Raw genomic sequence first — 18,547 nt, forward strand, 5'->3', positions numbered from 1 at the left:
TCAGACTTCGAATGCAGGCGCTATCATAGCCAGTGAGCCGCTGAGAGCAGATAGTGGCTCAGGAGATAGAGATGCACTACTTCGCCTACGGATCCAACATGTCGATCGCACGGCTGCGCAACCGCGTACCCAGCGCCAAGCGGTTGGGACGCTACCGTTTGGAGTCTCACGACCTGCGTTTTCATAAATGCGGCGGTGATGGCTCCGGCAAGTGCGATGCCTTCTACACCGGTAACCGGGAACATCAGGTGATCGGTGTTCTTTACCACATAGACCCGCTTGAAAAACCGGCTCTGGATCGGGCCGAGGGGCTAGGTGTTGGCTACGGCGAGAAGCAGGTGGTTGTGGTCGGTCCGGCAGGTGAGCTGATAGAAGCCAATACCTACTGGGCGATGATGACCGATCCGCAGATGAAACCCTTCACCTGGTACTTGAACCACGTGCTGGTCGGGGCCCATGAAGTGGCATTGCCCGCGCCATACGTCGACAGAATACGACTGATCGAAAGCGTAGAGGACCCTGACAGGGAACGAGACGCCTTGGAGCGGGCGATCCATGGCTATACGGTCGGACTACAAGCGGACGGTCTAATCCGGTAGCGGGATAAACTCTACCTCATCACCGACTACTTTCGGGAAGCGGCCGTTGCGCCAATCCTCCTTGGCCTGTTCGATCCGTTCCTTGCGGCTGGACACGAAATTCCACTCGATATAACGCTTGCTGAACGACTCGCCACCGACCAGGGCCAGGCGGGTATCGTGTGTGGCCTCGACTACAACCCCGGGAACATCGGAGAAGCAGGCCATCGCATGTTCGGGAATCTGGGACCCGTCTGTCTTCAATCCGCCTTTCGCTACATAGATGGCGCGCTCCTCTGCTGCGGGCAGTTCCAGGCGCTGCCCAGCTTTCAGATCCGCCTCCAGATAGAGCGTTTCGGAGAATACCTTCACCGGCGAGGTGACACCGTAAGCACTGCCCATCATCACCCGTACCGGAAACCCTGCCACCTCCACCGTCGGTATAGCACTGCTTGGATAGTGGTAGAACGCGGGCTCGATCTCCTCCTGAGCCTCGGGTAGCGCCAGCCATAGCTGTAAGCCGTGCTGGCTGTGAACAGTATTGCGAATCTCCTCGCGCTCGCGTTCGGAGTGCGTAATACCTTTGCCGGCAACCATCAAATTGATATCGCCGGGTCGGATCGGCTGATAGTTGCCCAAGCAATCGCGGTGCAACATCTCGCCGTCAAACAGATAGGTCACGGTGGCGATTCCGATATGAGGATGGGGGCGAACATTGACGCCGTCCCCAGCGTCAAACTGCGCCGGTCCCATATGATCGAAAAAGATCCACGGACCAACCATCTTGCGTTGCCTTGTGGGTAGTACACGGCGTACAGAAAATCCGCCTAGATCTTTCTCTCTTGGCTCTAAGATCAGCTCCACGGCTCCTCCTGTCTGCAGCGTGTCGCACTCCAGTTCGCACTGGTAAGTAAGATTGCTCATGCTGCCTCCCCGGGTCGAGTTGTATAGGTATAACGGTCGGTTAGCTACAGAATAGTATAGCGGTCGGCGCCAAGCGGCACTGGCGCCCAAGCGGAGTGCGCCGGTTTATCGCGCGACCAAGGCGGCACTGAGCAGCTTTACTCTGGCATTGCGTTATCAGTTGGAGGGATCCTCTGTCGCCCCTGTACGAGGTGGTTCCGCCATTGGTCAATACGGCGATGACGCAGGGGCGTGGCGAGGGGACAAGATCCCCCAAGACGCTGGCGCAGGAAACGCCAAGGGACATTTCAGCCGGGCAGCATCGGGTCTTGGTCGGAAAGGCCAGGTTGATCTACCTGATACACCGGCTTCTCCTTTCAGTTGCACGCGGGCTACTGAAGAATACCTGACTGGTTTCTCAGCGCTGCTTCTCCCGGGGCCTCGTATTTACCTGACGATGAACACCGACAACTTCGAGTGCGAGGCTACGTGGCTGCCGTGGGAGCCGAATAGATGATCGGAAAAGCCGGGCAAGTGCGACGCCATCACCACCAGGTCCACGCCCAACTTTTCCTCTGCATGCTCCAATACGAGATCCAGATCGGCAGCTGGATCGTGAGAGATTAGCGGGTGTGCCTGTACTTCGATGTTGTGGGCGGCACCCTGTTCGGCGGCAAAGCGCTGAACCTTTTCGGCAAACTCGTTCGGCGTATGGGCTACCTCACTGGGTGCGGAGGCGGATACGCTAACGTAATGGACCCTGGCGCCATAATGTCGGGCAAGATCCGCTGCCACTTTCAATGCCTTATCCAGTTGGTCAATGTGGGGCAGGCTGACCGGAACCATAATGTCTGAATACATGGTATTGTCCCTGTTCTGCTTAGTTATAGCGGGATATCAGTATCCGCTCTGTTCATTTTATTTTAGTCATATTATGTCGTTGCCAAGGAGGGAGTCGTAAATTCCGGCTAAGCTCCGGCTGCACCAGGGTTGGCTAGTTAAGGGTATTTAAGAGGTGGCGGGTGTCAAATTTTAAAGATCACGTGGACAGTATCGCGCGGGCCGCCATCGCCTGTGGTGCTTTGCAGTCAATCCCGACCGAAGCTCAGGTCTTGGAGCAGGGCGGGCTTAAGTATCTGGTCCGCGTGCTGGATAACCTCAAGCGCAAGGATGAGGCGAGGGCGCGGCTAGAGCGGGCGGGCAGCCATAATACCAACCCCTTTCTACCCTATGAAGAGGCGCTGTATGTCGGAGATGTTGGCGACTACCACCGCTGCCTGCTGAACAAGTTCAATGTGGTGAAGCAGCACCTGTTGATCGTGACTCGCGAATTCGAAGCCCAGTCCGACTTGATCAACCGACGTGATTTTGCTGCCCTGGCTGAGGTGATGGCGCAACTGCCGGGCTTGGCGTTTTATAACGGCGGCGAGACCGCCGGGGCCAGTCAGCCGCATAAACACCTGCAACTGGTGCCATTGCCGATGCAGCCCTTTGCCGAAACGCCATTTTCGCAACAGTTGCGGTCTATTCGGGGTGATAAGCCTCAGCGCTACGAGGGGTTGGCCTTTAATCACGCCGTTTTGCAGCTGCCTGCGGGGCTCTTCGATGATCTGTCCATGGCGGGCAATCGATTGCTCGAATACTACAGGGTCTTACGTGAGGCACTGGCATTGGGGCGTGACTCGCCCTACAACCTACTGCTGACGCCGGATTGGATGCTGATGGTGCCAAGAACGGCGGAGATGTGGCAGGGGATCTCGTTCAACGCGCTGGCGTTTTGCGGGGCGATTCTGGTGCGGGATGAGGAGCAGCTAACGCAACTGCGTGAGGGCGGGATCATGCAGGCGCTTGTCTCGATCAGCTGACAAGCGCCTGCGGGTTTCTATGGCTTACTGGCGTGCCTTGCGCACCGCGGCCGCCAAGGAGCGGGTTAACTCCGCCACTGCTTTGGTGCCTTCGGTAGGTGTCGCCGCGTTCTCGATGCAGTCGGTCAATGCAGACCCCACCACCACCGCGTCAGCGAACTGAGCGATACGCTCCGCCTGTTCCGGAGTGCGGATACCGAAACCGACACCGATCGGGATATCGGTGTGTGCGCGGATCGCATTGACCTCCGCTTCTACCTTTTCCGGTGTCGGCGCGGCGGCGCCGGTGACGCCCGTGCTGGAGACGTAGTAGAGGAAGCCGGAGGTGTTCTGCAGCACCAGCGGCAGGCGCTTGGCGTCGGTGGTCGGCGTCGCCAGGCGAATAAAATTGATGTTGTATTCGCGTGCCGGCAGGCAGAGCTCGTCGTCATGCTCCGGCGGCAGGTCGACCACGATCAGACCGTCGACACCCGCTTCCGAGGCTTGCTTCAGGAACCTGTCCACACCCATGCAGTAGATCGGGTTGTAGTAGCCCATAAGCACCAGCGGGGTGTCGTTGTCGCGCTCGCGCAGGGCGCGCACCATGGCCAGGGTTTTCTGCATATCCTGCCCGGCGGTCAATGCACGCAGGGAGGATTTCTGGATCGATGGGCCGTCCGCCATCGGATCGGTGAACGGCATGCCCAGTTCGATCACGTCGGCACCCGCTTCCGACAGCGCCAGCAGGGTGTTCAGGCCGGTGTCGTAATCCGGGTCGCCGGCACTGATAAAGGTGACGAGTCCGGCACGGTTGGCCGCTTTCAGCTCGGCGAAGCGGCGCTCGATACGGGTCTGGTTAGCACTCATCTTTTAACTCCTCAGTCTGCCAGCTCATCGGCCAGGTATGCGGTTACAGTGGCCATATCCTTGTCGCCGCGACCGCTCAGGTTGATCACCATAATGTGATCTTTGGGCAGGGTCGGGGCCAGTTGCATGGCGTAGGCAATGGCGTGGGACGATTCCAGCGCCGGGATGATACCCTCCAGGCGGCAGGTCAGTTTGAACGCATCCAAGGCTTCGTCGTCGGTGATGGCGACATATTCGCCACGGCCGATATCGTGCAACCAGGCGTGCTCGGGACCGATGCCGGGGTAGTCGAGACCGGCGGAGATGGAGTGTGCATCCTGGATCTGGCCGTCTTCAGACTGCAGCAGGAATGTACGGTTGCCGTGCAGTACGCCTGGCGTGCCGCCCTTGAGGCTGGCGGCGTGCTTGCCGCTGTCGATGCCGTGACCGGCGGCTTCAACGCCGATCAGGCGCACGGAGGCATCCTTGATGAACGGGTGGAACAGGCCCATGGCGTTTGAACCGCCGCCGATACAGGCGACCAGAGAGTCCGGCAGGCGTCCCTCTTTCCGCTGCAGCTGTTCGCGTACCTCATTACCGATCACGCACTGGAAGTCACGCACCATCTCTGGGTAGGGGTGGGGACCGGCCACGGTACCGATAATGTAGAAGGTGGACTCCACGTTGGTGACCCAGTCGCGCAGCGCTTCGTTCATCGCATCTTTCAGCGTGCCGGTGCCGCTGACAACCGGAATAACCTTGGCACCGAGTAGCTTCATGCGCTGCACGTTGGGCTGCTGGCGGTCGATATCGGTGGTACCCATGTAGACCACACACTCCAGACCGAAGCGGGCGGCTACAGTGGCGGTGGCCACGCCGTGCATGCCGGCGCCGGTCTCGGCGATGATCCGCTTTTTGCCCATGCGCTTGGCGAGCAGGATCTGGCCCAGGCAGTTGTTGATCTTGTGCGCGCCGGTATGGTTCAGGTCTTCGCGCTTGAAGTAGATCTTGGCGCCGCCCAGATGTTCGGTCAGGCGCTCGGCGAAGTAGAGCGGGCTCTCGCGACCGACGTAATCCTTCTGCAGTGCCTCCAGCTCGGCGTAGAAGCTGGGGTCGTGCTTCGCCTTCTCATATTCGGCCTGCAGGTCGAGAATCAGCGGCATCAGGGTCTCGGCGACAAAGCGTCCGCCGAAGGTGCCGAAGAAACCGTTCAGGTCCGGGCCGATCTCGGGTGTTTTTTGGGTCTGGGTGCTCATGGCAAGGCTCCATAGCGGTAACTTTATGGGTTCTAGGTTAGTTGAGATTAAGGCGTGTGAAAATCGATTATTTTACGTTAATCTGTGAGAAAAGCTGACAGGTTTGATATCCCATGAGTGACACATTACCCTCGTTAAATGCATTGCGTGCGTTTAATGAAACGGCGCGGGAGTTAAGTGTAACCCGTGCTGCACAGAATCTGCATGTCACACATGGCGCGGTAAGCAGACAGCTTCGCCAGCTTGAGGAGCAGCTGGGCGTAACGTTGTTCAAGCGCGAAGGGCGAGGTCTGGTGCTGACCGCCGAAGGGGATCAGTTACGTGCCTCTACCTCACAGGCGTTCGAACAACTCGCTCAGGCCTGCGATCAGTTGAAGCGCCGTGCCGCCGACGCTCCCATCGTGCTCAGTTGTTCTGGCAGCTTTCTTGCGCGTTGGTTCATACCCCGGCTGGACAAGCTGCAGCGGCAGTGTCCGGAGCTGAAGCTGCATTTGACCGCCAGTGAGGAGGCGCAATGGCCGCTGGGGCCCGGGGTGGACGTGGCATTGCGTTTCGCCGAGCCGCCCTGGCCCGGCGATGCCCAGGTGATCGATCTGGCACCGGAGCTGATGGGGCCGGTGATGAAGCCTGAACTGCTGCAGGGACTGAGTGCGGAGGATCCCGAATCCTTGTACGCCTTGCCGCTGCTGCATACCCAGTCGCGCGCCCAGGCCTGGCCGCTCTGGTTTGCGGCTAAGGGGTTGGAGGTTACGCGGATCAGGCGTGACCAGGCGTTTGAGCACCTGAACTACATGCTGGAAGCGGCACTGGTGGGACTCGGTGTAGCGATAGCGCCGGCCTATCTGGTGGAGGAGGATCTGCGTGCCGGGCGTCTGGTGGCTCCCTGGGGGTTTATCGAGACGCCGGCACGCGTCGGGCTGTGGCTACCGGCAGGCGAAAATCGGCCACTGATCCACCGGCTGATCGAATGGTTGCAGCAGGAACTGTCGGGCGATACGCAAAGAAGCTATCGCTAGTTGGTACCCGGCGCGCTGGGTCGTACAATGGCGCCCCCCGCCCCAAGAAAGCGCAGGCCCCTGGGCTGTTAGGGGGGGGGCACAACCGATGGATGGATAACGATGGGCCTTTGGATACCGTTTACGATCTTTGCCGCGTTCATGCAGTCCTGGCGCAATGCGTTCCAGAACCGGTTGAGCAAAGAGGTGAACACCGCCGGTGTGACGCTCGCCCGCTTCCTTTGGGCCAGTCCCTTGGCCGCGATCTATCTGGTGCTGCTCTACTGGTTCAAGCCGGTGGCGGTGCCGAGCTTCAATACGCCGTTCGTGCTGACCATTCTGGCGGCGTCGGTGTCGCAGATCTTTGCCACCGCGCTGATGGTGATGCTGTTTCGGCTGCGCAACTATGCTATCGGGGTGGGGCTGGCCAAGAGTGAAGCGGTCATCGCTGCTGTGCTTGGGGCGTTTTTCTTCAGTGCCCCGTTAACGCTGCTGGCCTGGATCGGCGTACTGATCGGTGCGCTGGCGGTATGGTTGATGAGCAATACCCATGCCGTTCGCGAGCTACCGCTGAAAACCGTGGTAACCGGATTGGGCAGCGGGCTGTGTTTCGCGCTGACCACGCTCTGGGTGCGCGAGGCGGCCCTGATGCTGGAACTGAGTTTCCCGCACAGCGCCGCCTGGGTGCTGCTCTGGGTGATATCGACCCAGACGCTGGTGTTACTCGCCTGGCTGGCGATCCGTGACCGCCCGACCATTGCGGCGCTTTGGCAACGGCCCAAGGCGGTGATGCTGACCAGCCTGTTCAGCTGTTTGGGCTCTATCGGCTGGTTTACCGCCATGAGCCTGGAGACGGTCGCGATGGTCAAGACCCTCGGTCAGGTGGAGGTGCTGTTCACACTGGCGATTTCAGCCCGCTGGTTCCGCGAGAAACTGGGTACGCGCGACCTGTGGGGCCTCGCCTTTATTGTGCTCGGCGCCATCTGCGTGATTGTCGCCTGAGGCCGCATTTGGGGCCGACCTCATCCAATGCGCATAAGCGAGCACGGGTTCCCGGTCGGAGGTTAATCGCTGGCGGGGTGCTGGTTTGACGTTAAATGCATATGCAACTATGTTCAAGCTATCGGCGGGAGGATATGGAGATCCAGGCTCACCGAACCTGCGCTTTAGCGGGCGCTCTTCTCAACCATATACATGCATATGCATTATTTAGGTGTCCATCATGAAAGCTTCTGTGAGAAACTATTCCGGCAGCCCTTTCATTGCCCTTCTGTTTGCGTTGGCCGCGCTATTTATGACCCAAACGGCCATGGCAGATGGCGGTGTGGCGATGGAAAATATCAACCGGATACACAACCCGAGTCTGTCGACAATGGAGCTGCCTGCAGTCACCACCCCGGTTCGGCGTGAAGCCGCGCGGGATGTGGCGGAGGAAAACATCGCCGCCATGTTCGATCCGCGCATCAGAAGCGAGCGGATGAGATCCACATCCACCCCGTTTTCAGCGCCGAGAGACGCCTCGCGGGATGTTGCCCTGGATAATCTTCGCCGCATTTTTAAGGTCGGTAATATGTAATAGATCGTGTACAGGCGCTAAGAAACCAGCACGCTACAGGCGCTTTCGGCAGCCTATTTCATCGCCGCGATACAACGACTGAAGGCAACCAGCTGTTCACTCTTGTGTTCGCCAAGATGCTGCCTGAATTGCGCTTGGGCGTGCTGCCAGGGCTCCAACGCCTGCTGATAGAGCGCCTCGCCTTCCCGCGTCAGTCGCAGCACCCGTTCGCGCTTGTCCTCGCCCTCTGCCGCCTGCACATAACCGTCACGGATCAACGGTTGCAGTCCCCGGGAAACGGAAGCTTGTTCCAGCACCAACACCTCTCCCAAGCGTGAGGCATTGCAACTGCCCAGCAGATGCAGAGCCCGTAACAGGGAAAACTGCGTGATCCGCAGCCCCAGCGGTGCCAGCGATTCGTTGTAGAGTTGGCTGACCACTCTGTCCGCACTACGGAGGCAGTGGGCCAGGCAGATTTCATCGAGTTCCGTTAACATGGCTCCAGTATGCATGCATATGCATATTAGTCAATCGGGCCATGCGTCTCCTTCAGTCTGCCATCCGCACCCGACGCACTCGGAAGCGTTCAAGGAAGCGGCGATGGCGGTATTCGGCTTGCCGCTCAACTGCTAAATGCAGAATGTGGCAGCTAACCCGATTAACTCCTCGATCTGGTGCGAGTACCGCTAGGCAGATGCCGATGGAGTGCGACATATCCCGATTGTTCCGGCTTTGGTGGTGTCAATACTGGCGTCGAGAATCGCTGTTCGACAACTCTCGAGCAGCGTCCGGATCAGCGCCTCATCGTTGAGGGCGCGGGCGATGGCGACGCCGCCGATCATCATCACCACGTGCTGTAAGGCACGAGCATAGCCTGAGTCGTCCTGCTCCTGGCGAACAACATCGACCAGTCCGCGGAACACCCTGGTCCATATATCCCTCACCTGTTCATCACGCTGGGCAATATCGCTGACCAGAAACGCCAGCGGGCAGTGCAGGCCGTCGCCACTGACATGCTCGCCACTGAGGTACGCATTGACCACTCGCTCCAGATGCTGGTCAGTTTCTGCATTGGGGCCCAGCCGTGTGTCACGGGCATTGCGTGCTGCCGTCAGGATCGCTTCGCCGTACAGTTCGCTCTTGGATGTGAAGTGCGCATAAAAGGCGCCGCGGGTCATGCCCGCTGCGCTCATCACCTGATCGATACTGACCTGATCGAACCCCTGCTGGGCAAACAGGCGCGCGGCGGTCATCAGGATACGCTGGCGACTGCGCTCCTTGTGATCCGGGCTCCAGCTCATGGTGTTCATCCTCCCGCTGTGGGTGCATTCGGCTACAAAATATGTTCTTGAACATATTGTGAAAGCTGTAAGGATACTGCGGACAAACTGAATCGGAAAGGGAGATCAGCTATGGCAACTCTGCATATTCTGGGGCCGGGTTTCAGCAGCTTCGTGCGAAGCGTCATGCTCTGCTGCGAGGAGAAGGGTGTCGACTATGCCATCGGCTTTGAGCCGAATGGACAGAGTATTGATTTCAAGAGTGATGAACATCTCAAGCTGCACCCCTATGGCAAGGTGCCGGCACTGATCCACGGTGATCGGGTGATCTTTGAGACTGCGGTGATCTGCCGTTATATCGATGCCGCGTTCGACGGGCCCGCACTGCAGCCTGACGACCTTTGGGGGCGGATCCAGGTCGACCAGACTGCTGCCGAGATCGGGCTGTATATCGATCAGGCGCTGGTGCGCAAGCTGTTGCTGGAGTTTGCCTTTCCCAAGGGAGAAAACGGCACTGTGCGCATGGATGCGGTAGAACAGGCCTTGCCTGAAGCCTATAGGGCGCTGGCACGGGTAGAGCTGCTGTTGGGGAATCGCCAGTTCATCGCGGGCGATCGCTACACCCTGGCCGACGCTCTGCTGACGCCGATGCTCGATTATCTCAGCGGCTTGCCGATGGGAGCGGACCTGATACCGGTCTCTGGAACGCTCGATCAGTATTTGCAGAGGATGCGAGCAAGGCCGTCGGGCGTCAAGGTGCTTCGATCGCGCCGTTGAACAGTATTTGAAGTCGGTTTCAGAATGCGGCGGCAAAGTTTAACGCCGCCGCGTTCTGGCCATCATCGAGACCTGATAAGCTGGGCGTTTTTGTGTCCGGCGAGATGGGAAGATGACGGAACTTTTGTGGTGGCAATACGCGCTAATAGGCCTGTCCTTTATCTGGAGCGGCTTTGTGCGCTCGGGTCTGGGCTTTGGCGGTGCAGTACTCTCGCTGCCGTTTCTGCTTCTGATCCTCAACGAACCGCTGGTATTCCTGCCGGTTATCTCTATTCATCTGCTGATTTTCTCGTCGTGGATAGCCTGGCGTGGCTATCGTGCGCAGCGGGGACAGTCGGGCGAGGGCAGTATCGACTGGCATTACCTCCTCCATTCAATGAAGATCATGATCGTGCCGAAACTGGTCGGCGTACTCGGCTTGCTGACGCTGCCGGGCGAGATCATGAGCAGTATCATCTTCGTGATCGTCATTGCCTACGCTGTTGGCTATGTGCTGAATAGACCTTTCCGCAGCAATAAACCCTGGGTCGATAATCTGTTTCTCGCCATGGGCGGCTACGTCAGCGGCACCTCGCTTATCGGCGCGCCATTGATCGTCGCGGTCTACGCCAACCACGTTGCCAAACAACAGTTGCGCGATACGCTATTCGTGCTCTGGTTCATCCTGGTGGCGATAAAGATGACTTCGTTCATCATCGCCGGCGTAGATCTGCAACTGATCCATCAGCTCTGGTTGCTGCCCTGTGCCTTCGTCGGCCATCTGATCGGAGAGTGTTTCCACCGTTATGTGGTCAGCAAGGAGACACCGTTGTTTTTCAGGGTGTTGGGCGGGGTATTGATCGTTGTCAGCGTGCTGGGTATCGCGCGGCAGTTTTCGACCCTGTTTGCCAGCTGAACTGGAGTCATTTTTCCGCGAGGGTACGCAGCAGGTATTGCGCAATATTACGTGCCTGCTGCTCGCTTAGTTGAGAGAAGGCAGGCATGTCAGGCATCTGTGACTTGCCATGAAGGATCAGTTGGGTCACCTGTTTCTCGGTCAACTGAGTCGTTCGGTTGGCCGGAATCCCCTCCAGAAACGAGCCAGTGCCGCTCTCTTTGTGACAGCCCGCACAGTGGTAGTTGAAAAGCTCCTTTCCGTCCGTCGTGTTGGCATCGAGCTCCTGGTCGCATCCTGCAATAGCTAGCGCCATTAGCGACAGCGCGAGTAATCGACCTGCTTGCATCTACCTAACCCCACAGTCAGTTAACTCCGAACAAGTATATGTCTAATATCTATTTAGTGACAAATGTGACTTAAGCGAAACTTTTGACCAACGTCAGTTTTTACAGATCCGCTTAAGGTTAATGCTCGCGCGAGGTTGGCTCAGTTGAAGGGAGGGAAGATAGCAACAGACGGCGGGGCTACGAGCGGCCGGGATCTGGTATCCTTGCACCGGGAACAGGGTAAAAGGATAGAAGGATACCATGTCGCTGGAGCTCAAATGCCCGCCGGTACTGCTGGCGGCTATCTTGGCGTTGCTAATCTGGGGCAGCGCCCGTCTGCTGCCTCTGCCGCTGGAGGCGGATCGGCTGGTTGCGCTGGTCTGGCTTAAATATGGATTGAGCTTTACCGCCCTGCTGATCGGCGTATTGGCGGTAGTGCAGTTTCGCCGGGCGAGGACCACCGTCCACCCTCACAAACCGGAGAAGGCGAACACGCTGGTCAACAGCGGGCTCTATCGCTATTCCCGTAACCCGATGTATCTGGCACTGCTGTTGTTGCTGACAGCCTATACGCTGCATGAACCCAGTTGGCTGGCGCCGCTTTGGCTGATTCTTTTCGTCCTCTATATGAACTGCTTCCAGATCCGGCCCGAGGAGAGAGTGCTGAAAGGTCTGTTCGGCGAGGAGTATGAGCGCTATCTCCGCCGTGTGCGTCGCTGGATCTGAGGAGGACAGGTGCTGAAATCCCCTCGCTATCTGCAGTGGTTGGCACTGTTCTCCGGTCTGCTGTTATTGGCCGGTATGGTAACGCCGCTGCTGACGCTGACCCGGTTCTGGATCTTCGATGAACAGATCTCGATCCTGACCGGTATCGCCAAACTTTGGATGCAGGGGCAGTATCTGCTTTTCCTGCTGATATTCGGTTTTAGCGTGATTCTGCCGCTGGCCAAGCTGGGGTTGCTGGTACGGTTACTTTCGCTAAACGGTGCTGCGAATGGCCATACCCAAAAAATCCTGCACCTGATGCACGAATACGGCCGCTGGGCGATGCTGGATGTGATGGTGGTCGCGATGCTGATCGTTACCGTCAAACTGGGTGTGATTGTCAGCGTCCAGGTACACTACGGCCTGTATATTTTTGCCGCGGGGGTGTTGTTGACCATGCTGGTGACCCGACAAACCGTGCGCTGGCTCGAGTCGGGTATGGCAACTGACGCCCGGGATCGATGAGTGGAAGCGGGAACGGCTGTTCCCGCTTGAAGCTTCTGCATCAGAGCGACAGCAGTTCACGCAGCTTAACCAGCATGCGGGCACCGATGCCGCGCACTTTCAGCAGCTCATCCAGGCTGGCGTATGGGCGTTCGGCGATGATCGCTTCGGCCAGGCGCGGGGAGAGTCCTCGGACCTTGCTCAGTGCCTTGGCACTGGCGGTATTGATGGATACCGCTTCATCGATCTTGTCGGTCTTTTTCTTGGCCGCTTTGGTAGCGGGTTTTTTCTCGGCCTTGTCTGCGCGCTTGGCGTCGCTATTCGTTTTCGGCGCTTTCAGCACCTCCTCTTTTTCGGTGACAACCGCGGCTTCCGCGTCTGCCTTGTGCTCGCGTTCTACTGGCGTTTGATCCGCATCGTTAGCGCTGGATTCATATGCGATGAACTCCGCAGTCGGCTGGGAATTAACCACCGCCGCCGGCATCGGCATCTGCGCTTCACGTACCAGTGACGGCAGTTGGCGATAGTCGCGGGTGATGTAACCGGCCGGAGTCCATTCACGCAGCATCAACGCCGGCGCCCACTCGCCCACTGGCGGCTGGTTGATCTCCAGGTTAAAGCTGCAATCCTGCCATGCACACTGACCATCTAGTGTGCCGAGCTCAGTACTGGCCATAGGAAATCCGACAAAGGCGCCGCCCTGATAGGGGGCGTTAAGTGCCCAGAGTTCGAGACTCAGTGCGCCAGAGCGGTTGTCGGCGTCACGCCTGTTGGCGATCGCGTCAATGCGGATAGAGACGCTGGTATCGTGCAGCTGGCAGTCGACTCGACCCTGGATGCTGGGTTGCAGGAACAGCTGACGGTTGGCGAATACGGCGCAGTCATGTACCTGGATGTTGCCGTCAGCGGTTTCGCCAACCAATGCGAGTGCCATGGTGTAGTCGTTATCACCGGCCGGTGGCAGTGCCAGCGTCTGATCCTGGTAGAAACCGGTGAACAGACTCTGGCTTAGTGCCAACGCTGCAACGCGGGTGCCTTGGAGGGCCTGGGGGTTGACCTGGTCAGGGCAGGCCCAGAGCTGAAGCGACAGCCGCTGGCATTCGATCCGCTGCAGATCTTCGATCTGCAGCTCGGCGCCGAGCTGGGCGGTGTCACCCTCTATACGGTACTCGACATTGCCGTTAAAGCGGATGGCAGGGGTGTTCATGGCATTGTTACCTGTGTAGCGGCTAAGGAGAGGGCGCCAGTATAGGGCCGCTTTATGACAGGTAAAGGTCTAATCGGTCAAAATCGGCAATAAATTAAAGTTGGGCGCTGATATCTGCAAGATGTTGTTATATGCGCGACATTAGATGCACTTTTTTGGTGCTGTCATCGTGATTGGCCCCAGGTTTCATAAGCCATGATTACACATGCTTGAATACTGGTTCTAACAGAGTGAGTTGAAAACTTGTGAAGTTTCAAAATCGACGGTGTATATAATCAATAATTAATAATGATAATTTGAAATCTGTGTTGTAGTAATGCATTTGTGGTTATGAATGTCGTATAGAGATATTTGACGATTCGTTGAGTATAGGTAGTTCAGAGGCTTCTATTTAGTCCAGGGTAATATCCGGAGACTTGCCCGAGTCGCCCTAAATCGGGATCATTCCCTCCCGAAAGAAGCCAGTCTAACGGAGCTCCCAGTGCCGCTTTCCCCCCGTGATGCCTATCAGCTAGCTCTGCAGCAAGGTTTTGTAGAGGACCCGGCCCAGGGCCTGGCCGTCGAGCATCTGCACGCCTGCCATGAGGCGCTGCACGTTAGCAGCCGCAATAGAGTGCGTGGCATCTATCTTTGGGGACCGGTGGGGCGTGGTAAAACCTGGTTGATGGACCGCTTCCACGAGGGGCTTTCGGTGCCCGTTCGGCGTCAGCACTTTCACCATTTCATGCGCTGGGTGCACAAACGTTTGTTCGAGCTGACCGGTCAGAGCGACCCGTTGTCGACCCTGGCAAAGGAGCTGGCGACGGAGCTTCGTGTGTTGTGTCTGGATGAGTTGTTCATCAATGATATCGGCGATGCAATGATTCTCGGCCCGTTGTTCCGTCAGCTGTTTGACAGCGGATTGGTGCTGGTGTTGACCTCGAATCAGCCGCCGCAGGATCTTTACTCCCACGGCCACCATCGTGATCGCTTGCTGCCCGCGATCGATGCGATCCAGAAACATATGGATATCGTCGATGTGCGCGGCCCGGAAGATCACCGCCTGCATCCCGGGGCACAGACGCAGCGTTACTGGATACGGGACACCGCCCGGCCTGAACAGATGGCGGAGCTGTTCGCACGTCTGGCCGGAGAGCGCGGGCATACTCAGCCGTTAACGATCGGGGAGCGCCGTATCGAGGTGTTAAGCCAGAACGCACATGTGCTCTGGTGCAGTTACGACCAACTCTGCGAAGCACCGCTCTGGGCCAATGACTATATCGAGCTGTGTGACCGTTTCGATCACATCTTGCTGAGCGATCTGCCGCCGCTGGCCAGTGAACAGCAGCTGTCGGGGATCGCCAGGGGGACAGAGGATGCCGCCGAACGCGTCGATACCGGCGATCGCGAGATGCCACCGCTGTCACGTCGCGATAATGGTGTGCGCCGCTTCATCGCCCTGGTCGATGAGTGTTACGACCGGGGGGTGCCCCTCTATCTGGAAGCGGCGGTCGCGATGGATTCGCTCTATCCCCAGGGTTACCTGGAATTTGCCTTCAGGCGCACGCTAAGCCGGCTGAAGGAGATGCAGCTGAGCCGCTTCGGGTTGCAACCGGCCGGCTGAACCGGCGCTATTCCGTTTCCGGCAGGGTGAGCGCCAGAGCGGCGCCGCCGAGGCAGAGGCAGGATAGCAGCAGAATGATGCCACTGAGCTGCAGAAAGCCACTTAAGGCTCCGATCAGCCCCATCAGCAGCAGGATAAACCCGATAACCGTGTTGCTGACCGAGACATAATCGGTGCGCTTATTACCCTCGGCGAGATCGATGACATAGGTTTTACGGCCTATCCGCACACCATGATGGGCCACACTGAGGATAAAGTAGACTAGGGGCAATACCCAGGCGATGCTCAGCCACTCCTGTGCCAGGCGATCTACGGTGAACACGGCGAAGCCAAGTAGCGAGGTGAGCAGCGCCGAAACAATCAGTACCTGCCGACTGGAAACATCCGCGAACTGGCCCCAGAACGGGCCGGACAGTAGGCCTGCTGTGCCACTGGCCAGAATGAACAGTCCCAGGAGGTAAGTGGGTGACCCCAGGTGTTGCTGCGCCAGCACAACATAATAGGGCGCTGTTAGCGCCGAACAGAGCATCAGTGCACGGGTAATCACGAATCGCCGGAACGGCTTGTCGGTACGCAGGATATCCAGCCGTTTCAACGCTTCCGTAAAACCGTTGACGCCACCCGAGGTTTCGCCTGGAAACTCCTTCACCTGCATGTAAACCAGCGCTGCTATCAGCCACAGGGTACCGGCACCCGCAAGCAACAGGCCGTAATGCTCGGGGCTGAACGCCTGGCCACCGTTGATCAATAACAGCGCGCCCAGGCTTAGCGTGATCAGTCCCGCGGCGGACGAGGACCAGCCGGAAAGCCGACCTCGCTGTTTCTTCGGGATGGTTTTGCCGATCACATCCTTGGATGCCACGGAGCAAAGCCCCCGAGACAGGCTGAACAGTGTCAGCAGGGCGATAATCGACCACCCGGCTACTGTCCCTTCCAATTGCCAGGCCACCAGCGCGATGCCGAGTGTTGCCAGTGCCTGAAGCACGCTGCCGACGACCCAGACCGTTTTGCGTACGGGCATCCGGCGCACATAACTGGCAATCACCAGCTGTGGCAGCATCGAACCCGATTCACGTATCGGCACCAGAAGACCGAGCAGATAGAGTGGCGCGGCGATACTCTCCATAATCCAGGGCAACACGATCTTGGGATTGGACACCGCATCCCCGAGCTGGGTCAGGAACTGGCTGAACAGCGTCAGCATAAAATTGCCGGGAACCTCACGGCAGGCGGCCTCGTCGATCGCCTTGCAGGCGCGGGCGTCCTCCTCGTTGATCAGTTTCTGGTACAGATTGTGTGTCAGTGATTCCCGTCGTTTCATATTCCGGCCCGCTAGCGAACAAATAGACGATTTCGCCAGTCTCTCATAGCGGCTAATTGGTAATACAGGCTATAGCTAATAAACTCTCTTTAAAACAGGGTGTTGGCTTGCGGTGAACGATGAGCGGAAAGGGCACGATCCATATTGTGGCGAACGGGTATTCCGGGCAGGGTCTCGCAGCGCAGATTACGGAGAAGGTGCAAGCGCGTTGCCGGGCACAGGGCGTGCCGACGGAACTTCACCTAAGTCGCAACAAGCGGCAGATCAGTACCAGCATCAGGGAGGCCTGCGAGGCGGCAGGTCGAGATCAAGGACGTGTGCTGGTGGTGGGCGGTGACGGCACCATCAGGGCCGTGAGTGAAGCGCTCTGCGCTACCGACATTCCGATGGCGGTTATACCTACCGGAACCTTCAATTTCTTTGCACGCAATCTGGGGATTCCGACCGCTTTCGAACCGGCGCTGAGGTTGGCGCTGGAGGGCGAACCCAGGCGAGTGGATCTGGGTCGTGTCAATGATCGTCTGTTTAACAACAACGCCAGTTTTGGCCTCTATTCGAGGATGATTCGGGCGCGGGAGCAACACGCCAGGCGTTTCGGACGACACCGGGTGGTCGCGATTCTCTCTACGATTGTGACGCTGATGCGGCGTTATCGCTCGCTCGATCTGACGCTGAGTACCGGGGATCTTACGCGAGAACTAAGGAGCCCCATGGTGTTCGTCGGCATCAATTCGCTGCAGATGCGCGGGGTGGACCTGGAGATAGGTCCCTCTATCGATACTCTCAATCTCGGTGTAGTGGTGATGAAGCCGGTAAGCCACTGGGCCATGCTCAGGCTAAGCTTGCGGGGGCTGATGCGCAGGCTGCGGGATGAAGCCTGCCTGGAGTACTTCTGCGCCGAGCAGCTGGAGATAAACACCAACCGTAAACGGCTGAACGTGGTGCTTGACGGTGAACGGGTGAGAATCAAAACGCCACTGAGATTCAGCATCGAAAGTGGCGCGCTGTGGGTGGTGGCGCCACCTGAGGGGCAGGGTTGATGCGCATCGTTCATCTCTCCGACCCCCATTTTGGTACCGAACAGGCGCCGGTGTGCGATGCGCTGCTGGAGCGTGTCTCGGAGCTGGTTCCCGATCTGGTGATGCTCTCAGGTGATATCACCCAACGCGCCACGGCGTCGCAGTTCGACAGCGCACGGCGATTCGTGGACAGGCTTCCTACGGCGCCGGCACTGTTGGTGCCGGGTAATCATGATATTCCGCTCTGGGATATCGGCCGTCGCATATTCTCCCCCTATGGCCGCTTTCGCGAGCGTTTCGCGCTGCCGCCATTTGCCTGGACCGGCCAGGATGTACAGGTGCTGGCGCTGAATTCGGCACCGCGCTGGCGTCACCGCAATGGCGAACTTGAGCTGGGGCGCTTATCGCAGCAGCTGAGCGAATTAACCCGTATGCCGGCGCGTCACCGCATCGCATTGTTTCACCACCCGGTGGATTGCCGCCGGCATCAGGACCGCCACAATATTATCCGTGGTGCCGAAGCGATATGCCGTATCCTGACTGACCATGGAGTCGATCTGGTGGTGGGCGGACATATCCACGATCCACTGATGCGAACCTCCGAACACCTCTACCCATCCTTGCCGTCATCCCTTGTATTCCTGCTGGCTGGAACCTGTGTGTCATCGCGAACCCGGGTGGGTGCCCCCAACTCCTTTAACCTGATCGACATCCGCCAACCGGGAGCGGAGATGCTGATCGAGCGTTGGGATATGGAGCGAAACCTGGGCGAATTCCACCCTGTGCAGCTGTGCCAGTTTCTGAAAGCGGAGACGGGATGGGTACTGGGCGAAGCGCAGCGACCGGATCATCCGGACCGACACGCGCTACCGGTCTCCTGAGCGGGTAATAATTTTTCGCCGGTCGATGCAATTCCGTTACCCACGTCTATAGTGTTTGTATACCCGAGAG

21 protein-coding genes are annotated in these 18,547 nt (G+C 58.3%); 12 read left to right on the plus strand and 9 right to left on the minus strand.

The genetic code is table 11. From position 1 onward, the window contains the following. Window positions 1–53: 53 nt before the first annotated feature. Window positions 54–599 (plus strand): gamma-glutamylcyclotransferase family protein, encoded by a 546-nt coding sequence (locus tag IEX40_RS15180; RefSeq protein WP_229680782.1) that lies wholly within the window; start codon window positions 54–56, stop codon window positions 597–599. Here IEX40_RS15180 and IEX40_RS15185 read toward each other — a convergent pair. Both IEX40_RS15185 and IEX40_RS15190 read right to left on the minus strand, forming a co-directional pair. Then, window positions 588–1,502: a pirin family protein gene (locus IEX40_RS15185; RefSeq protein WP_188749781.1), complete on the minus strand. Its 915-nt coding sequence runs from the start codon at window positions 1,500–1,502 to the stop codon at window positions 588–590. The two genes, IEX40_RS15180 and IEX40_RS15185, sit on opposite strands and share 12 nt — an antisense overlap. A gap of 426 nt (window positions 1,503–1,928) precedes the next feature. Next, complete coding sequence (locus tag IEX40_RS15190; protein WP_188749782.1) at window positions 1,929–2,342, minus strand: universal stress protein; 414 nt, start codon at window positions 2,340–2,342, stop codon at window positions 1,929–1,931. 161 nt (window positions 2,343–2,503) lie between these two features. On the opposite strand from IEX40_RS15190, the gene IEX40_RS15195 reads away from it, so the two are divergent. Beyond that, window positions 2,504–3,346 carry an ATP adenylyltransferase family protein gene (locus tag IEX40_RS15195; RefSeq protein ID WP_188749784.1) on the plus strand — a complete coding sequence of 281 codons (843 nt, stop codon included), beginning with the start codon at window positions 2,504–2,506 and terminating at the stop codon, window positions 3,344–3,346. A gap of 24 nt (window positions 3,347–3,370) precedes the next feature. On the opposite strand, the gene trpA is transcribed toward IEX40_RS15195, so the two are convergent. Both trpA and trpB read right to left on the minus strand, forming a co-directional pair. Next, window positions 3,371–4,192 carry a tryptophan synthase subunit alpha gene (trpA, locus tag IEX40_RS15200; protein WP_188749786.1) on the minus strand — a complete coding sequence of 274 codons (822 nt, stop codon included), beginning with the start codon at window positions 4,190–4,192 and terminating at the stop codon, window positions 3,371–3,373. Between the two features lie 11 nt (window positions 4,193–4,203). Further along, a complete protein-coding gene (gene trpB, locus IEX40_RS15205) occupies window positions 4,204–5,427 on the minus strand; it encodes a tryptophan synthase subunit beta (RefSeq protein WP_188749788.1) in 1,224 nt (407 codons plus the stop codon). Window positions 5,428–5,540: 113 nt separating this feature from the next. Here trpB and IEX40_RS15210 point away from each other — a divergent pair, with 113 nt between their 5' ends. The 3 genes from IEX40_RS15210 (at window position 5,541) to IEX40_RS15220 (ending at window position 7,998) form a co-directional block, all read left to right on the plus strand. Then, entirely contained in the window at window positions 5,541–6,443 is a 903-nt protein-coding gene (locus IEX40_RS15210; RefSeq protein WP_188749790.1) for a LysR family transcriptional regulator, read from the plus strand. A 102-nt stretch (window positions 6,444–6,545) separates the two neighbouring features. Continuing rightward, window positions 6,546–7,424 carry an EamA family transporter gene (locus IEX40_RS15215; protein WP_188749792.1) on the plus strand — a complete coding sequence of 293 codons (879 nt, stop codon included), beginning with the start codon at window positions 6,546–6,548 and terminating at the stop codon, window positions 7,422–7,424. 220 nt (window positions 7,425–7,644) lie between these two features. Further along, the gene (locus IEX40_RS15220) at window positions 7,645–7,998 is read left to right on the plus strand and encodes a hypothetical protein (RefSeq protein ID WP_188749794.1); all 354 of its coding nucleotides are present in this window, start codon (window positions 7,645–7,647) and stop codon (window positions 7,996–7,998) included. A gap of 53 nt (window positions 7,999–8,051) precedes the next feature. On the opposite strand, the gene IEX40_RS15225 is transcribed toward IEX40_RS15220, so the two are convergent. Together IEX40_RS15225 and IEX40_RS15230 are read right to left on the minus strand one after the other, a co-directional pair. Beyond that, the gene (locus IEX40_RS15225) at window positions 8,052–8,474 is read right to left on the minus strand and encodes a MarR family winged helix-turn-helix transcriptional regulator (RefSeq protein WP_188749796.1); all 423 of its coding nucleotides are present in this window, start codon (window positions 8,472–8,474) and stop codon (window positions 8,052–8,054) included. A 189-nt stretch (window positions 8,475–8,663) separates the two neighbouring features. Continuing rightward, a complete protein-coding gene (locus IEX40_RS15230; RefSeq protein ID WP_188749798.1) occupies window positions 8,664–9,278 on the minus strand; it encodes a TetR/AcrR family transcriptional regulator in 615 nt (204 codons plus the stop codon). Between the two features lie 111 nt (window positions 9,279–9,389). Here IEX40_RS15230 and IEX40_RS15235 point away from each other — a divergent pair, with 111 nt between their 5' ends. Together IEX40_RS15235 and IEX40_RS15240 are read left to right on the plus strand one after the other, a co-directional pair. Further along, window positions 9,390–10,034, plus strand: a complete 645-nt coding sequence (locus IEX40_RS15235; protein ID WP_188749800.1) for a glutathione S-transferase family protein — start codon at window positions 9,390–9,392, stop codon at window positions 10,032–10,034. A 112-nt stretch (window positions 10,035–10,146) separates the two neighbouring features. After that, window positions 10,147–10,929 carry a TSUP family transporter gene (locus IEX40_RS15240; protein ID WP_188749802.1) on the plus strand — a complete coding sequence of 261 codons (783 nt, stop codon included), beginning with the start codon at window positions 10,147–10,149 and terminating at the stop codon, window positions 10,927–10,929. 7 nt (window positions 10,930–10,936) lie between these two features. Here IEX40_RS15240 and IEX40_RS15245 read toward each other — a convergent pair whose 3' ends face one another. Next, complete coding sequence (locus tag IEX40_RS15245; RefSeq protein ID WP_188749804.1) at window positions 10,937–11,257, minus strand: c-type cytochrome; 321 nt, start codon at window positions 11,255–11,257, stop codon at window positions 10,937–10,939. A gap of 241 nt (window positions 11,258–11,498) precedes the next feature. Between IEX40_RS15245 and IEX40_RS15250 the strand changes: the two genes are divergently transcribed. Both IEX40_RS15250 and IEX40_RS15255 read left to right on the plus strand, forming a co-directional pair. Next, window positions 11,499–11,963 carry a methyltransferase family protein gene (locus IEX40_RS15250; RefSeq protein ID WP_188749806.1) on the plus strand — a complete coding sequence of 155 codons (465 nt, stop codon included), beginning with the start codon at window positions 11,499–11,501 and terminating at the stop codon, window positions 11,961–11,963. A gap of 9 nt (window positions 11,964–11,972) precedes the next feature. Next, window positions 11,973–12,467: a paraquat-inducible protein A gene (locus IEX40_RS15255; protein WP_229680783.1), complete on the plus strand. Its 495-nt coding sequence runs from the start codon at window positions 11,973–11,975 to the stop codon at window positions 12,465–12,467. Window positions 12,468–12,507: 40 nt separating this feature from the next. On the opposite strand, the gene IEX40_RS15260 is transcribed toward IEX40_RS15255, so the two are convergent. Next, a complete protein-coding gene (locus tag IEX40_RS15260; RefSeq protein WP_188749808.1) occupies window positions 12,508–13,653 on the minus strand; it encodes a ComEA family DNA-binding protein in 1,146 nt (381 codons plus the stop codon). A gap of 481 nt (window positions 13,654–14,134) precedes the next feature. Between IEX40_RS15260 and zapE the strand changes: the two genes are divergently transcribed. Next, window positions 14,135–15,256, plus strand: coding sequence for a cell division protein ZapE (gene zapE, locus IEX40_RS15265; RefSeq protein WP_188749810.1), 1,122 nt, complete (start codon window positions 14,135–14,137; stop codon window positions 15,254–15,256). A gap of 7 nt (window positions 15,257–15,263) precedes the next feature. On the opposite strand, the gene IEX40_RS15270 is transcribed toward zapE, so the two are convergent. Next, window positions 15,264–16,577 (minus strand): MFS transporter, encoded by a 1,314-nt coding sequence (locus tag IEX40_RS15270; RefSeq protein ID WP_188749813.1) that lies wholly within the window; start codon window positions 16,575–16,577, stop codon window positions 15,264–15,266. A gap of 119 nt (window positions 16,578–16,696) precedes the next feature. Between IEX40_RS15270 and IEX40_RS15275 the strand changes: the two genes are divergently transcribed. Next, window positions 16,697–17,617 (plus strand): diacylglycerol/lipid kinase family protein, encoded by a 921-nt coding sequence (locus IEX40_RS15275; RefSeq protein ID WP_188749815.1) that lies wholly within the window; start codon window positions 16,697–16,699, stop codon window positions 17,615–17,617. Next, window positions 17,617–18,477 (plus strand): metallophosphoesterase family protein, encoded by an 861-nt coding sequence (locus tag IEX40_RS15280; RefSeq protein ID WP_188749817.1) that lies wholly within the window; start codon window positions 17,617–17,619, stop codon window positions 18,475–18,477. The genes IEX40_RS15275 and IEX40_RS15280 overlap by 1 nt, the downstream gene beginning before the upstream one ends. Window positions 18,478–18,547 lie beyond the last annotated feature (70 nt).

The organism is Marinobacterium zhoushanense (genome assembly GCF_014641945.1).
In the GTDB taxonomy this organism is placed as follows: Bacteria; Pseudomonadota; Gammaproteobacteria; order Pseudomonadales; family Balneatricaceae; genus Marinobacterium_D; species Marinobacterium_D zhoushanense.

What these genes read in the sequence shown, in the direction of transcription:
- IEX40_RS15235 (WP_188749800.1), top strand. Translation starts at nt 9,390, where the DNA reads ATGGCAACTCTGCATATTCTGGGGCCGGGTTTCAGCAGCTTCGTGCGA.
- IEX40_RS15185 (WP_188749781.1), bottom strand. Translation starts at nt 1,502, where the DNA reads ATGAGCAATCTTACTTACCAGTGCGAACTGGAGTGCGACACGCTGCAG.
- IEX40_RS15245 (WP_188749804.1), bottom strand. Translation starts at nt 11,257, where the DNA reads ATGCAAGCAGGTCGATTACTCGCGCTGTCGCTAATGGCGCTAGCTATT.
- IEX40_RS15190 (WP_188749782.1), bottom strand. Translation starts at nt 2,342, where the DNA reads ATGTATTCAGACATTATGGTTCCGGTCAGCCTGCCCCACATTGACCAA.
- IEX40_RS15230 (WP_188749798.1), bottom strand. Translation starts at nt 9,278, where the DNA reads ATGAGCTGGAGCCCGGATCACAAGGAGCGCAGTCGCCAGCGTATCCTG.
- trpB (WP_188749788.1), bottom strand. Translation starts at nt 5,427, where the DNA reads ATGAGCACCCAGACCCAAAAAACACCCGAGATCGGCCCGGACCTGAAC.
- IEX40_RS15240 (WP_188749802.1), top strand. Translation starts at nt 10,147, where the DNA reads ATGACGGAACTTTTGTGGTGGCAATACGCGCTAATAGGCCTGTCCTTT.
- IEX40_RS15225 (WP_188749796.1), bottom strand. Translation starts at nt 8,474, where the DNA reads ATGTTAACGGAACTCGATGAAATCTGCCTGGCCCACTGCCTCCGTAGT.
- IEX40_RS15215 (WP_188749792.1), top strand. Translation starts at nt 6,546, where the DNA reads ATGGGCCTTTGGATACCGTTTACGATCTTTGCCGCGTTCATGCAGTCC.
- IEX40_RS15220 (WP_188749794.1), top strand. Translation starts at nt 7,645, where the DNA reads ATGAAAGCTTCTGTGAGAAACTATTCCGGCAGCCCTTTCATTGCCCTT.
- IEX40_RS15250 (WP_188749806.1), top strand. Translation starts at nt 11,499, where the DNA reads ATGTCGCTGGAGCTCAAATGCCCGCCGGTACTGCTGGCGGCTATCTTG.
- IEX40_RS15270 (WP_188749813.1), bottom strand. Translation starts at nt 16,577, where the DNA reads ATGAAACGACGGGAATCACTGACACACAATCTGTACCAGAAACTGATC.
- IEX40_RS15260 (WP_188749808.1), bottom strand. Translation starts at nt 13,653, where the DNA reads ATGAACACCCCTGCCATCCGCTTTAACGGCAATGTCGAGTACCGTATA.
- IEX40_RS15275 (WP_188749815.1), top strand. Translation starts at nt 16,697, where the DNA reads ATGAGCGGAAAGGGCACGATCCATATTGTGGCGAACGGGTATTCCGGG.
- IEX40_RS15210 (WP_188749790.1), top strand. Translation starts at nt 5,541, where the DNA reads ATGAGTGACACATTACCCTCGTTAAATGCATTGCGTGCGTTTAATGAA.
- IEX40_RS15280 (WP_188749817.1), top strand. Translation starts at nt 17,617, where the DNA reads ATGCGCATCGTTCATCTCTCCGACCCCCATTTTGGTACCGAACAGGCG.
- trpA (WP_188749786.1), bottom strand. Translation starts at nt 4,192, where the DNA reads ATGAGTGCTAACCAGACCCGTATCGAGCGCCGCTTCGCCGAGCTGAAA.